This is a genomic window from Streptomyces sp. NBC_00038 (genome assembly GCF_026343635.1).
Lineage (GTDB): Bacteria > Actinomycetota > Actinomycetes > Streptomycetales > Streptomycetaceae > Streptomyces.
The window spans coordinates 6,365,522-6,379,285 of sequence record NZ_JAPELQ010000001.1 but is presented as its reverse complement, the minus strand read 5'-3'; the positions used below and the strand labels follow the sequence as shown (position 1 = coordinate 6,379,285).

Annotated in this window: 17 protein-coding genes; all 17 read right to left on the bottom strand. The window is 67.4% G+C overall.

The genetic code is table 11. The annotated features are described in order from the left end of the window. Window positions 1-83: 83 nt before the first annotated feature. Complete coding sequence (gene rpsQ, locus OG219_RS29030) at window positions 84-368, bottom strand: 30S ribosomal protein S17 (protein ID WP_266831338.1); 285 nt, start codon at window positions 366-368, stop codon at window positions 84-86. Beyond that, window positions 368-592, bottom strand: coding sequence for a 50S ribosomal protein L29 (rpmC, locus tag OG219_RS29025; RefSeq protein WP_003998824.1), 225 nt, complete (start codon window positions 590-592; stop codon window positions 368-370). Before rpmC ends, rpsQ begins: the two co-directional genes overlap by 1 nt. Further along, a complete protein-coding gene (rplP, locus tag OG219_RS29020) occupies window positions 592-1,011 on the bottom strand; it encodes a 50S ribosomal protein L16 (RefSeq protein ID WP_099500627.1) in 420 nt (139 codons plus the stop codon). The genes rpmC and rplP overlap by 1 nt, the downstream gene beginning before the upstream one ends. 5 nt (window positions 1,012-1,016) lie before the next feature. Further along, window positions 1,017-1,871 (bottom strand): 30S ribosomal protein S3, encoded by an 855-nt coding sequence (gene rpsC / locus OG219_RS29015; protein WP_266831335.1) that lies wholly within the window; start codon window positions 1,869-1,871, stop codon window positions 1,017-1,019. Further along, window positions 1,871-2,218, bottom strand: coding sequence for a 50S ribosomal protein L22 (rplV, locus tag OG219_RS29010; protein ID WP_006604878.1), 348 nt, complete (start codon window positions 2,216-2,218; stop codon window positions 1,871-1,873). The genes rpsC and rplV overlap by 1 nt, the downstream gene beginning before the upstream one ends. Before the next feature lie 42 nt (window positions 2,219-2,260). Then, complete coding sequence (rpsS, locus tag OG219_RS29005; RefSeq protein WP_013001415.1) at window positions 2,261-2,542, bottom strand: 30S ribosomal protein S19; 282 nt, start codon at window positions 2,540-2,542, stop codon at window positions 2,261-2,263. A gap of 12 nt (window positions 2,543-2,554) precedes the next feature. Beyond that, the gene (rplB, locus tag OG219_RS29000; RefSeq protein WP_043676819.1) at window positions 2,555-3,391 is read right to left on the bottom strand and encodes a 50S ribosomal protein L2; all 837 of its coding nucleotides are present in this window, start codon (window positions 3,389-3,391) and stop codon (window positions 2,555-2,557) included. 39 nt (window positions 3,392-3,430) lie between these two features. Next, the gene (rplW, locus tag OG219_RS28995; protein ID WP_266456020.1) at window positions 3,431-3,847 is read right to left on the bottom strand and encodes a 50S ribosomal protein L23; all 417 of its coding nucleotides are present in this window, start codon (window positions 3,845-3,847) and stop codon (window positions 3,431-3,433) included. Next, complete coding sequence (rplD, locus tag OG219_RS28990) at window positions 3,847-4,503, bottom strand: 50S ribosomal protein L4 (RefSeq protein ID WP_266831332.1); 657 nt, start codon at window positions 4,501-4,503, stop codon at window positions 3,847-3,849. The genes rplW and rplD overlap by 1 nt, the downstream gene beginning before the upstream one ends. 5 nt (window positions 4,504-4,508) lie before the next feature. Then, a complete protein-coding gene (rplC, locus tag OG219_RS28985; protein WP_266456024.1) occupies window positions 4,509-5,153 on the bottom strand; it encodes a 50S ribosomal protein L3 in 645 nt (214 codons plus the stop codon). Between the two features lie 17 nt (window positions 5,154-5,170). After that, on the bottom strand, window positions 5,171-5,479 hold the full coding sequence (gene rpsJ / locus OG219_RS28980) for a 30S ribosomal protein S10 (protein WP_003948644.1): 309 nt from the start codon (window positions 5,477-5,479) through the stop codon (window positions 5,171-5,173). Between the two features lie 446 nt (window positions 5,480-5,925). Further along, complete coding sequence (locus OG219_RS28975) at window positions 5,926-7,173, bottom strand: acyltransferase (protein WP_266831330.1); 1,248 nt, start codon at window positions 7,171-7,173, stop codon at window positions 5,926-5,928. 213 nt (window positions 7,174-7,386) lie between these two features. After that, window positions 7,387-7,791, bottom strand: a complete 405-nt coding sequence (locus OG219_RS28970; protein WP_266831327.1) for a hypothetical protein — start codon at window positions 7,789-7,791, stop codon at window positions 7,387-7,389. Window positions 7,792-7,796: 5 nt separating this feature from the next. Beyond that, window positions 7,797-8,027 (bottom strand): hypothetical protein, encoded by a 231-nt coding sequence (locus tag OG219_RS28965; protein WP_266831325.1) that lies wholly within the window; start codon window positions 8,025-8,027, stop codon window positions 7,797-7,799. 73 nt (window positions 8,028-8,100) lie between these two features. After that, a complete protein-coding gene (locus OG219_RS28960) occupies window positions 8,101-8,574 on the bottom strand; it encodes a hypothetical protein (RefSeq protein ID WP_266831323.1) in 474 nt (157 codons plus the stop codon). 26 nt (window positions 8,575-8,600) lie between these two features. Then, window positions 8,601-9,140, bottom strand: a complete 540-nt coding sequence (locus tag OG219_RS28955) for a hypothetical protein (RefSeq protein ID WP_266831321.1) — start codon at window positions 9,138-9,140, stop codon at window positions 8,601-8,603. Window positions 9,141-9,148: 8 nt separating this feature from the next. After that, window positions 9,149-13,648: an RHS repeat-associated core domain-containing protein gene (locus OG219_RS28950; RefSeq protein WP_323183306.1), complete on the bottom strand. Its 4,500-nt coding sequence runs from the start codon at window positions 13,646-13,648 to the stop codon at window positions 9,149-9,151. Window positions 13,649-13,764 lie beyond the last annotated feature (116 nt).

Here is a 13,764-nt window from a genome sequence, read left to right as displayed (position 1 = left end):
GCCGGTTCCCGGGGCGGGGTCGGCCTTTACGGCGAACCCCGCCCCGAGCCTGGCGGAACCAACCTGAGGGAACCCTCAGGTACTTACTTGGCCTTCTCGAGGATCTCGACGATGCGCCAGCGCTTCGTCGAGGACAGCGGCCGGGTCTCCATCAGGAGGACGCGGTCGCCGACGCCGGCGGCGTTCTGCTCGTCGTGGGCCTTGAGCTTGCTGGTACGGCGGATGACCTTGCCGTACAGCGCGTGCTTGACGCGGTCCTCGACAGCGACGACGACGGTCTTGTCCATCTTGTCGCTGACGACGAGACCCTCACGGGTCTTGCGGAAGCTACGAGCCTCAGCGGTCTCGGTCACGTTGTTCTCACTCATCAGGCGCTCTCCACCGTCTCGATGCCCAGCTCGCGCTCACGCATCAGGGTGTAGATCCGCGCGATGTCCTTGCGGACGGCTTTCAGCCGACCGTGGTTCTCGAGCTGACCGGTCGCCGCCTGGAAGCGGAGGTTGAACAGCTCTTCCTTGGCTTCGCGAAGCTTCGCAAGAAGCTCCTCGTCACCCAGTTCGCGCAGCTCGGACGCCTTGGTACCGGCCGACATCACGCTTCACCTGCCTCGCGCTTGACGATCCGGCACTTCATCGGCAGCTTGTGGGCTGCGCGAGTGAGGGCCTCACGGGCGATCTTCTCGTTGGGGTAGGACAGTTCGAACATGACCCGGCCCGGGTGCACGTTCGCGACCCACCACTCGGGCGAACCCTTACCGGAACCCATGCGGGTCTCGGCAGGCTTCTTCGTCAGCGGGCGGTCCGGGTAGATGTTGATCCAGACCTTGCCGCCACGCTTGATGTGGCGGGTCATCGCGATACGAGCCGCCTCGATCTGGCGGTTGGTCACGTAAGCCGGCGTGAGGGCCTGAATGCCGTACTCGCCGAACGAGACCTGCGTACCGCCCTTGGCCTGACCACGGCGCTTCGGGTGGTGCTGCTTGCGGTGCTTGACCCTACGGGGGATCAGCATTTCGGTCAGGCCTCCGTTCCGGTGCTCTCAGCCGGAGCGGCAGCGGCGGCGGGAGCCTCGGCCTTGGGGGCCTCGGCAGCCGGCGCGGACTGCTGCTGCGGCTTGCGGCCGCGGCCGCCACGCTCGCCACCACGGCCACCACCACGGGCCGGACGGTCGCTGCCGCCACCGGCACCACCGCGAGCCGGGCGGTTACCCGCACGGGCAGCGGCGTTCTCGGCGCGGACCTCGGCGATGTTCTTGACGTCGCCCTTGTAGATCCAGACCTTCACACCGATACGGCCGAAGGTCGTCTTGGCCTCGAAGAAGCCGTAGTCGACGTTCGCACGGAGCGTGTGCAGGGGCACACGGCCCTCGCGGTAGAACTCCGAGCGGGACATCTCGGCGCCGCCGAGACGGCCACCACACTGGATCTTGATGCCCTTGGCGCCGGCTTTCATCGCCGACTGCATGCTCTTACGCATGGCACGGCGGAAGGAGACGCGGGAGGACAGCTGCTCGGCAACGGCCTGAGCAACCAGCTGAGCGTCCGTCTCGGGGTTCTTGACCTCGAGGATGTTCAGCTGGACCTGCTTGCCCGTGAGCTTCTCGAGGTCGCCGCGGATGCGGTCGGCCTCGGCGCCACGGCGGCCGATGACGATGCCGGGACGCGCGGTGTGGATGTCCACACGCACACGGTCACGGGTGCGCTCGATCTCAACCTTCGAGATGCCGGCGCGCTCCATGCCGGACGTCATCATCCGACGGATGGCGACGTCTTCCTTGACGTAGTCCTTGTACAGCTTGTCGGCGTACCAACGGGACTTGAAGTCCGTGGTGATGCCGAGCCGGAACCCATGCGGGTTAACCTTCTGGCCCATTACCGGGTTCCTTCCTTGCTGCTGACGACCACGGTGATGTGGCTGGTCCGCTTGCGGATCCGGTAGGCACGGCCCTGGGCGCGCGGACGGAACCGCTTCAGGGTCGGACCCTCGTCGACGTACGCCTCAGAGATGACGAGGCTGCCGGCGTCGGTGTGGTCGTAGTTGTGCGCGGCGTTGGCGATGGCGCTGTCAAGCACCTTGCCAACCGGCACGCTCGCGGCCTGCGGGGCGAAACGCAGGACCGCCTGAGCCTCCGTGGCATCCATGCCACGGATAAGGTCCACCACTCGGCGGGCCTTCATGGGCGTAACGCGGATGTACCGCGCCTGGGCCCTGGCTTCCATGGTTGTCCTTCCAGTGTCTGTCATGGTCGATTCCACCCCGCGTTAGCGGCGCTTCGACTTCCGGTCGTCCTTGACGTGACCCCGGAAGGTGCGCGTCGGCGAGAACTCGCCGAGCTTGTGGCCGACCATCGACTCGGTGACGAACACCGGAATGTGGGTCTTGCCGTTGTGCACCGCGATGGTGTGCCCCAGCATGGCCGGGATGATCATCGAGCGACGGGACCAGGTCTTGATGACGTTCTTGGTGCCGGCTTCGTTCTGTACGTCCACCTTCTTGATGAGGTGGCCGTCGACGAAGGGCCCCTTCTTGAGACTGCGCGGCATCTAAACCCGCTCCTAGCGCTTCTTGTTCGACTTGCGGCGGCGGACGATGTACTTGCTCGAAGCCTTCTTCGGCGAGCGAGTACGACCCTCCTTCTGACCCCACGGCGAGACCGGGTGGCGACCACCGGAGGTCTTGCCCTCACCACCACCGTGCGGGTGGTCGACCGGGTTCATCGCAACACCGCGGACGGACGGGCGAACGCCCAGCCAGCGCTTACGACCGGCCTTGCCCCAGTTGATGTTGCTCTGCTCGGCGTTGCCGACCTCGCCGACCGTGGCGCGGCAGCGCTGGTCGACCAGGCGGATCTCACCGGAAGGCATGCGGAGGTGGGCCATGGTGCCCTCCTTCGCGAGCAGCTGCACCGAGGCACCGGCGGAGCGGGCGAACTTGGCGCCGCCACCCGGACGGAGCTCGATCGCGTGGATCGTGGTACCGACCGGGATGTTGCGGAGCGCCAGGTTGTTGCCCGGCTTGATGTCGGCCCCAGGACCGTTCTCGACGCGGTCGCCCTGCGACAGGTTGCGGGGGGCGAGGATGTAACGCTTCTCGCCGTCCGCGTAGTGAAGCAGCGCGATGCGCGCGGTGCGGTTGGGGTCGTACTCGATGTGCGCGACCTTCGCCGGCACGCCGTCCTTGTCATGGCGACGGAAGTCGATGACGCGGTAGGCGCGCTTGTGTCCGCCACCCTGGTGGCGAACGGTCACACGACCGGAATTGTTACGGCCGCCCTTGCTGTGCAGGGGGCGAACCAGCGACTTCTCCGGCGTGGACCGCGTGACCTCGACGAAGTCGGCGACGCTGGAGCCACGGCGGCCCGGCGTAGTCGGCTTGTACTTGCGGATTCCCATTTCTCAGTCCTCGTCCGATATTCGGACCAGGGCGCTCCGTTAGGAGGCCTGGCCGAAGATGTCGATACGGTCGCCCTCAGCGAGGGTCACGATCGCGCGCTTGGTGTCAGCACGCTTACCGAAACCGCTCTTGGTGCGCTTGCGCTTACCCTGACGGTTGATCGTGTTGACGCCGGTGACCTTGACCGAGAAGACCGCCTGGACGGCCTGCTTGATCTGGGTCTTGTTGGCGCCCGGCGCGACGACGAAGGTGTACTTGCCCTCGTCGAGCAGCGCGTAGCTCTTCTCGGAGACGACCGGCTTGAGAAGGACGTCACGGTGGTCCGTGAAGCTCTTGCTCAGCGGCGTCTCGACGGTGTTCTTGCCCTCGGTCTCGTGACGCTTCGCCTTGGCGATGCGCGCGACCTTCTTGGCCTTGGCGGCCTTGGAGGCAATGCTCGGGTGACGCGTAGCCATCAGGCTTCGCTCCCTTCGGTGTCAGCGGCCTGGGGGCCAGACACGAAGGACTCGAAAGCGGCCTGGGTGAAGACCACGTCGTCCGAGACGAGAACGTCGTACGTGTTCAGCTGGCCCGGCTCCAGGATGTGGACCTGGGGCAGGTTGCGCGCGGAAAGCAGCGCGGCCTCGTTGGAGCGCTCGATGACCAGGAGCACGTTCTTGCGCTCCGAGATCTTGCCGAGGAAGCTCTTGGCGGCCTTGGTGGAGATGGTCTCGCCCTCGATCACGTCGGTGATGACGTGGATGCGAGCGTTGCGGGCCCGGTCGGTGAGGGCGTGGCGCAGGGCCGCGGCCTTCATCTTCTTCGGGGTCCGCTGCGAGTAGTCACGCGGCGTGGGGCCGTGGACGACGCCACCGCCGGCGAACTGCGGCGCACGGGTCGAACCCTGACGGGCGCGGCCGGTGCCCTTCTGGCGGTAAGGCTTGCGGCCACCACCGCGGACCTCGCCACGACGCTTGACCTTGTGCGTGCCCTGACGGGCAGCGGCCAGCTGTGCGACGACGACCTGGTGAAGCAGCGGAATGCTGATCTTCTCTACATCGAAGATCTCGGCCGGGAGCTCAACAGTCCCGGCGGTGTCGCCGGAGGGCGACTGAATGTCAATGGTGGTCATGTTCCTCAGACCCCCTTCGCCGCGGTACGGACCAGGACGAGGCCGCCGTTCGGACCGGGGATGGCTCCCTTGATGAGGAGCAGTCCCTTCTCCGCGTCAACAGCGTGAACGGTCAGGTTCTGTGTGGTGACCCGCTCGTTGCCCATACGGCCCGCCATACGCATGCCCTTGAACACACGGCCGGGGGTGGCGCAGCCACCGATGGAACCGGGCGAGCGGTGCTTGCGCTGGACGCCGTGTCCGGCGCCGAGGCCACGGAAGTTGTGGCGCTTCATGACACCGGCGAAGCCCTTGCCCTTGCTCTTGCCGGTCACGTCCACCTTGACGCCGGCCTCGAAGGTCTCGGCGGTGATCTCCTGGCCGAGGGTGTACTCGCTGGCGTCAGCGGTACGGATCTCGACGAGGTGGCGGCGGGGGGTGACGTCGGCCTTGGCGAAGTGACCCTTGAGGGGCTTGTTCACCTTGCGAGGGTCGATCTCGCCGAAGGCGATCTGGACCGACTCGTAGCCGTCGGAGTCATTCGTACGGACCTGGGTCACGACGTTCGGGCCGGCCTTGACGACGGTGACCGGAACAACACGGTTGTTCTCGTCCCACACCTGCGTCATGCCGAGCTTCTCGCCCAGGATGCCCTTGATCTGCTTAGCCATTCTCAGATCACCGATCCCTAGAGCTTGATCTCGATGTCGACACCGGCCGGGAGGTCGAGTCGCATCAGGGAGTCAACGGTCTTGGGAGTCGGGTCGAGAATGTCGATCAGGCGCTTGTGCGTGCGCATCTCGAAGTGCTCGCGCGAGTCCTTGTACTTGTGCGGCGACTTGATGACGCAGTACACGTTCTTCTCAGTGGGCAGCGGCACCGGGCCCGCGACCGACGCACCAGTACGCGTCACCGTCTCGACGATCTTCTTCGCCGAGGAATCGATGACCTCGTGGTCGTAGGCCTTGAGCCGGATGCGGATCTTCTGTCCCGCCATGGCTACTCAGTAGTCCTTTGTCTAGTGAAACGCTCTGGAACCCGGGGGTTCGCGGTCCGTCCTCCGACCCACGCGGTCGGGTGTGTCGCGCTCCTGCCGCACAGATATCCGTTAAGGATTTCCCTACGAGGGACGCGGCCCGCCCGAAAGCAACCGCAGGACCGGGGGCTGGAACACCCACCGGGCGCCTGGCCTGCACCCCGCTGACACTTCCCGAAAGATTCCCGTACGTCCGCCCCAGCGCTGCCTTACGGCAGTTGGGGCGACGAGTACTGTGGGACTCGCTTCCGGTCCTCCCGACGGGAGACGCGCAGCATCGGCACTCGACCGAGCAACTCCGACAGTCTGCCATACGGGGCATGGGCCTGGCCAATCGAGCCGGAGACAATACCCCGAAGGTGACGCAGGTCAAACACAGGCTCGGTCGGCCGGGCCGCACTTCCGGATCAGGCCGTGTTTCCGGCGTTGCGCAGCCGCGCGAACGACGTGTCGAGCCCCTTCTTCAGCAGCCGCGCCACGGGGCGCTCCACGAAGCGGTGGACCAGGTAGCTGAGCACCAGGAAGCCGACGATCATGGATACGACCAGCAGCCGGGGGTCCATGGTGTCCCGCAGGCGGTTGATCAGCGCCGTACCGGCCGCGTAGTGCATCAGATAGAGCGGGTACGTCAGGGTACCGGCGGTGACGAGCCACTTCCAGCGGATCCGGTCGGTCATACCGAGCGCGATACCGACCATGACCAGCAGGAACACCGTGAAGATCAGCACGGCACCGCGCCAGGTGGAGACGTGCTCGACCGAGTCGATCCGGTGCCCGATCTCCAGCTGACCCATCAGCCACGACATGGCGAGGATGCCCCACAGCAGCAGGTCCTGGCCGAAGCGGTGCATGAGGTAGAGGGCGAGCCCCGCGATGAAGTACCAGGCGCCCTCGGGGTTGGCGATGAGCACCAGCAGGGGGAACTTGGACACCGGGGCTAGCATCGCCGCGGCACCCCATACACAGCAGAAGAGCACGACCCTGCGGTACGTCAGGCCTGCGGCGACGACGATCATGAAGAGCAGGTAGAAGCGGAGTTCCGCCCAGAGGGTCCAGTAGACGCCGTCGGCGTTGGCCACACCCGAACCGGACTGCAGCATCGTGAAGTTGAGCAGGATCTCCCGCGGCCGCAGCCGCTCCCACACCCCGGGTACGGCCACCAGGACGGCCGTGGTGAAGGCGATGGCGAACCAGTACGCCGGGTAGAGCCGGATCACCCGCGAGACGAAGAACTGCCGCGGGGTGCGCCCCCAGCACGACATGCAGATCACGAACCCGCTGATCACGAAGAAGATCTCGACGCCGATCCAGCCGTACGTGGCCACGCGGAACACGTTGGGCATGATGTCGGACACCGGACGGTCCCAGATGATGTTGCCCGGCTGGTTGCTCCGGTTCGTGCCGGCGAAGTGGTGCACGGCCACCATCAGCGCGGCGGCTATCCGGATGCCGTCGATGGCGTACAGCCGACTGCCCGCCCGCTGCGCGCGAGCGGTGGCGGGCTTCCCCTCCCGGACAGGCGCGGGCGGCTGCACCAGCCGCTCGGCCGCGGCGACACCGGTCCGCCAGTCCGACTCGGCGAGCGGGGGAAGCGGCTGTTTCAACCCACCCGCGCCCCGCACGGGTATCGCCGATTCGCCCGCCGCGCCGCGCATGAGCACCTACCCGCCATCACAAGGGACCCCGGAGCCGAACAGCCACCGGAACGGCTCAGGCTACGACCGTCACAACCACCCCACAGCGACCAGACAAGAACATTACTCACGCGCGAGACCCACAGTTGCCGAAACCGCCACCGAGACGCCGTACGGCGTTCCCCGACGCTTCACTTGACGAAGGCGGAAGCTTCAACTCCGGGAAGCGGGCGCCTACTCGGGCCGCAAGGTCCAGACGGATGAGTCCTGGGGCGGCAGCGGGCGGACCCGCAGTCGCGTGAAGTCGATGACCGCGTCCGCGTCTACGTCGCCCGTCGGAAGCCGATCCCTTTCGTCGGGGTGGTAATACACACCGTGGGCCCAGAATTCCGGGAACTCGTGACACATGAGGTCGGGGTAGGGCTCGATCTCCAGGCCCTGGTATCTCTCGTTGATCCTGGCCACCGCCTCGGCACGGGAGATCCCGAACCGCCCCACCATTTCGCTTGCCATCTCGCGAAAGTATTCGAGCATCCCTTCATCGAGGCGCATCAGGAACTCGGCGGTCCGAGCGGTGCCGTCCCGCTCGGGCGGCCAGTTCCAGTCCCCGAGCTCGCCCTGTGGGGACGTCCGGCCCATGGGAATCACCACTCCCAATACGGACGGCCGACGCGGATCCGGATCTGCCGGTCGCGGTCTACGTGCATTGCGACGACTCCCTCGACGACGTCCCCGACCTCGGGCAGCGGGACGGGCGGAGCGTCGGGGTCGTTGATCGTGCCGTCCGGGTTGTACGACAGGAGGTCGATGAAGCCGTAAGCCTCGGGAGCGTCCTCGAGCTCCAGGAAGACACCGAAGTCGAATCGGTCCTTCACCCTTCCCCGAGCGGTTGCCCCCACGGGGTACCTTCGCTTGGCCTCGTCCCAGGACTCTGCTGCCATCACACGCTCAGGAGCGGCATCGGCGCAGGGCCTTCCAGGCGTCACCGGCCGCGTACGCGGACTCCAGCCGCCAGGTCTCCAGCTTGTCCAGCACCTTTGACACGACCTTCCACCACTTGAGCCACAGCGGCAGTTGCCGGAACGGCACGTAGTCGAGGGTGTCGTCGATGGCGTTCTCGGCGATGCTCCTGCGGCCGGGGCCTTCTGCCCGCAGCGCGGCGTACAGCTCTGGTGTCAGCTCGCCGTTGAGTCGGGCCGCTGTGCCCGCCGCGGTGAACGCGAACCCCCGCTGATCGCGGTCCGACAACTGCATCGCCCTGACGATGCGGGGTGAGGCCTCGGCCAGAGAGCAGTTGAAGGCCAACCCGATCACCGCCGTCCCGAGATGCTCCTCGCCGCGCTCGAACGCCGCGTCCACCTCGGCAGGGTCGTCGATACCCAGCAGGCCCTCACCGCTTTCCCAAGCCCATTCGGACGCCATGACCGATCTCCCTCCCCTCACTCTGCTCAGTCCCAGGGCTCGCGCACCGGCTTGCGCTTCCACCACTCCCCGAGCTCGGCCTCGGGCTTCTCCTTGGTCGGACGTACCCAGGGGCGAAGGGTGAGTTCCGGGTCGGGGACACTCGCTGCGCGAAAGCGCGCGTCCAGCCGCTCCAGCAGCCGCCCCAGGGCACCTTCGCGCGCCTCGGTGGGCAGCACCTGCATCAAGTCGTCCAGGGTGTCCCGGGAGTCCAGGTCGTTGTCGTAGGCGCTGACGGGATAGAAGTCCTCGCTCGACCAGCCCGGCTCCATCCTGCCCACCACGCGCTCCCAGGACGCGAACCGGTCCGCCACCGAGTACACGGGAGCCGTTATCTTCTCCCGCAACTGCGGCGCGACCCGCGACCGCTCCAACTCCAGCCGCTCCGCGTCGAGGCGGGCGATCGCCGCAAGGACCGGCTCGGGCAACTCGGCCCACACAGCCCTGCTTTCCGGCGCCGCCCAGAACACGTCGTACGGTGCACGCCTACTGCCCCGCCGAGCCCTGCCGCGCTCCGCTTCGCCCACGAATCCATTCACTCCTTCAGCTGTTTCAGGAAGTACTCGTAGCCGTCATCGGGCTGCATGAAGGTGCCATTGTCCCCTTCGCGGATCAGCATCGTCCCGGTCGCGTCGTCCCACCAGGCGAAGCGGGCGTTGCCCGACGTGGTGCTGCGCATCCGGATTCCCTGCGTGTTCGTCATCAGGTCCTCCAGGTGCTCCGCGACGTCCAGGTCGTCGACGCCCGGGATCCCCCGGTTCTTGATGTCACCGTGGGCGGCGATCTTGTCGGCGAGCATCGGCAGGTTGCCCGCCTGGCTCGCGGCGTCCGGTTTCCCGATCTCGTAGAGACCGAGCGGGTCGGTATGAAGCAGGGGGTCGAGGACGTAGAGGAACGGGTTGGGGGAAGGACCCAGACCCAGCGGGTCGGGGGTGGCGTAGCGGGCCGTCTCCGGGTCGTAGTAGCGGTGGACGTTGTAGTGAAGACCCGTCTCCGCGTCGTGGTACTGCCCCGGGAAGCGCAGCGGTGTATGGGCACTGCTCCCGCTGTTCCAGGCGGTCACGCCCCACAGAGTGCTCCGCGCCTGCCAGGCGATACGACCGTCCTCACCGACCAGTTCGGTGGGAGCGCCCGAGAGATCGGTGGCGATGGCGAAGAATCGCGCGTCGATCTCCTCGCGCGAGGCGGTGAGAAGCCGTTCGGTCTGGGCGATGGGCCGCAGCCCGTCGTGGTCCCAGGACAGGGCCACCGAGTGCGGGCGCGATGAGTCGGTGGTGAGCTGCTCGCAGAGGGTGCTGCCGTCCCAGGTGAAATCGGTCTGCTCCACCACGGTGGAGCCGTCCGCGCCGATCCGTTGTTTGGCGATACGGCGCCCCATCGGGTCGTACCGGTACCGCCACAGTGTGCCGTCGGGAGTGCGGACGGAGACCAGCCGGTCCTCCGCGTCCCAGGTGTACGTCCAGATCTCGGGCTTGCGCGAGAGGCGGGTGCGGTGGCGGCGGACGACCCGCCCCTGGGCGTCGTAGGAGTAGCGGGTGTCACCGGCCCGGAACAGCCGCGCACCCTCGGTGTGGCGCCGGCCCGCAGCCGCTTGGCCGGGATGCCGGCCGGGCCAGGCGGCGGTCGTCTGGGCACCGTCCTCGTCGTAGGTGTAGGACTCCGTCCATCCCTCTGCCCGGACGGCCGTGGTGCGGCCGGCCGCGTCCAGGTCGAAGGTGCGGCTCTCACCGTTCGGGCCGTCGATCGCGACAAGGTGTCCGTCCACGCGGTAGCGGTAGGAACGGTCACGCACCGTGCGGCCCTCACCGGTGGTGACCGCCTGCGCGACGACTCTCCCGAGGCCGTCGTACGCACGCGTCAGCGACAGAGCATCGTCCACGTCGAGGGACAGCAGCCGCCCCGCCGCGTCATGGTCGAAGTCGAGGGTGCGGCCTGCTGTATGCAGCCGGGCGAGGTCACCACGACCGTCGTAGCCCCATGTACTCGTCGCACCGGCGGGAGTGGTGCGGCTCAGCGGTCGGCCTGCGGCATCGTGGGTGAAGCTGATGGTCCGGCCGTTGACCGTCTCCGAGACCAGGCGCCCTTGCGGATCCCGCCGCAGCGTCACGGTTGCGTCAGGGCCCCCGGCCGCGCAGAGCCGGTCGTTCAGGTCGTAGGTGTACGTGCTGACCGCGCCCTCGGCGTCCTTGCCGACCACGCGCCCGAACACGTCCCGTGTGATGCGAACCGTCTGCCCAAGGGCGTTGGCACGCAGGATGACCTGGCCATTGGCGTCATGGCCGTAGGTCTGTGTGCGGCCGTCGAAATCGGTCTCCGATACGAGCCGCCCCGCGTCGTCGTACCGATAGCTCCAGCGCTGTCCGTCCGGGCGGCTCACGCCGAGCAGCCGCAGCGAGGGGTCGTACTCGAAGTCGTGGCGGACTTCGTCGGGGCCGGTCCGCGCCGCGAGCAGGTTGAAATGGGTGTACTCGAACCGTGTCACGGCCCCCATGGCATCGGTGTGGCTGGTCCGGTTGCCCTCGGCGTCGTACGTCCACGCCTCCGCCTGCCCGTCCGCGCCGGTGCGCCGCAGCAGTTCGCCGTCCGCACCCCATTCCATACGGGTCGGGTTGCCCAGGGGATCGGTGACGCCCGCCACCCGGCCGAAGGCGTCGTGGGTGTAGCGCGTGACACCGCCCAGGGGGTCGGTGACCTGCTCGGCCAGACCGGCCGGGTCGCATCGCACGCGGGTGACGTGTCCCGTGGGATCCGTGACCGTGGAGAGGTGACCGGCGTCGTCGTAGGTGTACCGGGTCGTGGCGCCACCGGGCTTGACGATCGTGACGCAGTTGCCGCGGGCGTCGTACTCCCGGCGCTGGACGTGCCCGTCGGTGCCGGTGATGGCAACGGGGTTCCCCTGAGCGTCATACGCGAGACGGACCGTCGCGCCGTCCGGACGTATGACGTCCAGGAGACGGCCGAGAGCGTCGTAGGTCTTGCCCGTGGTGTGGCCGAGCTGGTCCGTCCAGGACGTCAGGTGGTGGTGCTCGTCCCAGGCGGTACGGGTTGTGCCGCCGAGCGGGTCGATCTCTGCGACGACCTGGCAGTTGTCGTTGACGACGAACCTGCTGACGGCGCCCTCGGCGGTGGTGAGGGTGGTGATCCTGGCACCGGGCCAGGCCGGGTCGGTGCCGTCGTAGTCCAGGGTGAGGCTGATGTGGCCGGCCTCGCCACCCTCCGCCACGCAGCGGTCCGCCGTGTCGTACGCGTAGGAGTAGCTGCGGCCGTTGCGGTCGGTCCAGGACGTGATGCGATAGCGCTCGTCGTAGGTGAACCCCATCGGATGGCCTGTGGCGTTGATGACCGTGGTGAGGCAGTCGTCCGAGTACTCGTACCGGCGCAGTTCGAGGTCGGATCCCTTCTCGCCCGCCCCGGCCAGGTGGAGGGCCGTGACACGGCCGTCGACAACAGTCAGCTTGAGGTGGTACCCGCCGGAATGCCGGATCGCGAGCGGGGTTCCGTCGGGGGCGTAGTCAAAGTCGATGGTGTCGCCGTTGCGGTCGGATATTCGCTCCAGCAGGGCGATGCCGTCGACGGTGGACCCGAAGCGGCGGGTGGCCCCGGTGAGGGAGTCTTCGACGCGGTAGCCGCCGTTGTCGAGGCGGATGAGACCGTGGCGGGGGCCGGCCTCCGGGAGCACCTGGTGCTGCGTACCGGTGGGGTGGGCGTAGGAGAGGAGCAGCCCGTCCTCGGTGACGAAGACGATGCCGTCCTCGTCGATTTCGAGGCGCTGGTCGATGGTGGAGGCCCAGGTGGGGCCGAACCACCAGCCGGTGCGGTAGGTCGAGGCTGCCCGGCGGGTGAAGGCCAGCGGCAGGCTTGCGGCCAGCGTGACGTCGGTCTCCGGCAGGAACATCGCCCCGGTGGCCATGTCGATCGGGTCACTGCCCTTGGAGCGCACCACGTTCTTGGCCCGGTTGTAGGCGCCCTTCGCACCGTCCGCAATCGCACCGCGGGCCGATTTACCGAGACCGCGCGCGGCGAGGCCCATGCCTTTCAGGCCGCCCCTGAGTCCCTTCATCGCGGCCATGCCGCCTTTGAGTCCCTTGGCGAGTCCGCCGAGGGTGGTCAGGCCCTTCATGCCAGGTATGCAGTCCAGCGCCGCGAACGCCACGTCCCAGAGGGAGGCCTGGCCCTTCGCGTATTTGTTGAGGGTGTCCGCGAGGACGACGAGGGCGGCGATCAGGACGATCGCACCGAGAATCGGGCCACCGATGATCAGCGCGATGATGCCGACCACGGCGACGACGACCTTGCAAACCGTGACAATGGTGTCCCAGTTGTCGGAGAACCAGTCCCCGACCTCCTCCCACCACTTCCGGTTCCGGATCCCCGCATCCGAAGCCTCGTCGATCTTGTCCTTGGCCTCCTTCGCCGCGTCCTCCCGCATCTTCCGGGCATCCGCCGCCATCTTCTTCGCCGCATCCAGGGCATCCTGCGCGGACGACACGTCCGACTGGGCGGACGTCTGGGCGGACTTGGCGTGCTGCGCATCCCGGGTAGCTGCCCGGACCTTCGCCTCGTCCGGCTTCTCGGTGCTCTTGCTGCCGGTCGGATCGTCCTTGTACTTGTCCGCCTCCTTGCCGGCCCTCGTCACCCACGAATCAGCCGAGGACAGACGCGACTTGGCGGAGGACAGGTCGCTCTGGGCGGCACGGCCGTTGGCCAGCGCCCGGTCGGCCAGAGCCTGCGCCCGCTCCAGCTTCGGCCAGTACGCCGCCAGCGCACCCCCCGCCATGTCGTACGACGTCCGCAGCTTCTTCAGCTGCTTCGGCACACCCGAGAACTGATCCTGGAACGCCTTGGCGGACTTCCCCGCCCACTGCAGGACCGCTTCCTCGTCCGCCATCCCCTTGATCAGACGCAGCGCATCCCCGACATCATCAGCGAAATCCTGCAAGTTCTTGGCAAGCGACCGCACCCGGTCCGGATCACCCGGCGTCGGATCCTTGTCCAGATCCAGGACATGCCAGTCACTCGGCCGATTCCCCGCCACGCCGCAACCCCCGTCACGCCTGTCTCATCAACTGTCGTACGCATCAGCGAATTTACAGGAGAGGGCGCAGGCGGCCACGTCAACTCGGAGAGGCGTACGCCACGAAGCCCGCCCTC

What these genes read in the sequence shown, in the direction of transcription:
- rpsQ (WP_266831338.1), bottom strand. Translation starts at nt 368, where the DNA reads ATGAGTGAGAACAACGTGACCGAGACCGCTGAGGCTCGTAGCTTCCGC.
- rpmC (WP_003998824.1), bottom strand. Translation starts at nt 592, where the DNA reads ATGTCGGCCGGTACCAAGGCGTCCGAGCTGCGCGAACTGGGTGACGAG.
- rplP (WP_099500627.1), bottom strand. Translation starts at nt 1,011, where the DNA reads ATGCTGATCCCCCGTAGGGTCAAGCACCGCAAGCAGCACCACCCGAAG.
- rpsC (WP_266831335.1), bottom strand. Translation starts at nt 1,871, where the DNA reads ATGGGCCAGAAGGTTAACCCGCATGGGTTCCGGCTCGGCATCACCACG.
- rplV (WP_006604878.1), bottom strand. Translation starts at nt 2,218, where the DNA reads ATGGAAGCCAGGGCCCAGGCGCGGTACATCCGCGTTACGCCCATGAAG.
- rpsS (WP_013001415.1), bottom strand. Translation starts at nt 2,542, where the DNA reads ATGCCGCGCAGTCTCAAGAAGGGGCCCTTCGTCGACGGCCACCTCATC.
- rplB (WP_043676819.1), bottom strand. Translation starts at nt 3,391, where the DNA reads ATGGGAATCCGCAAGTACAAGCCGACTACGCCGGGCCGCCGTGGCTCC.
- rplW (WP_266456020.1), bottom strand. Translation starts at nt 3,847, where the DNA reads ATGGCTACGCGTCACCCGAGCATTGCCTCCAAGGCCGCCAAGGCCAAG.
- rplD (WP_266831332.1), bottom strand. Translation starts at nt 4,503, where the DNA reads ATGACCACCATTGACATTCAGTCGCCCTCCGGCGACACCGCCGGGACT.
- rplC (WP_266456024.1), bottom strand. Translation starts at nt 5,153, where the DNA reads ATGGCTAAGCAGATCAAGGGCATCCTGGGCGAGAAGCTCGGCATGACG.
- rpsJ (WP_003948644.1), bottom strand. Translation starts at nt 5,479, where the DNA reads ATGGCGGGACAGAAGATCCGCATCCGGCTCAAGGCCTACGACCACGAG.
- OG219_RS28975 (WP_266831330.1), bottom strand. Translation starts at nt 7,173, where the DNA reads ATGCGCGGCGCGGCGGGCGAATCGGCGATACCCGTGCGGGGCGCGGGT.
- OG219_RS28970 (WP_266831327.1), bottom strand. Translation starts at nt 7,791, where the DNA reads ATGGGCCGGACGTCCCCACAGGGCGAGCTCGGGGACTGGAACTGGCCG.
- OG219_RS28960 (WP_266831323.1), bottom strand. Translation starts at nt 8,574, where the DNA reads ATGGCGTCCGAATGGGCTTGGGAAAGCGGTGAGGGCCTGCTGGGTATC.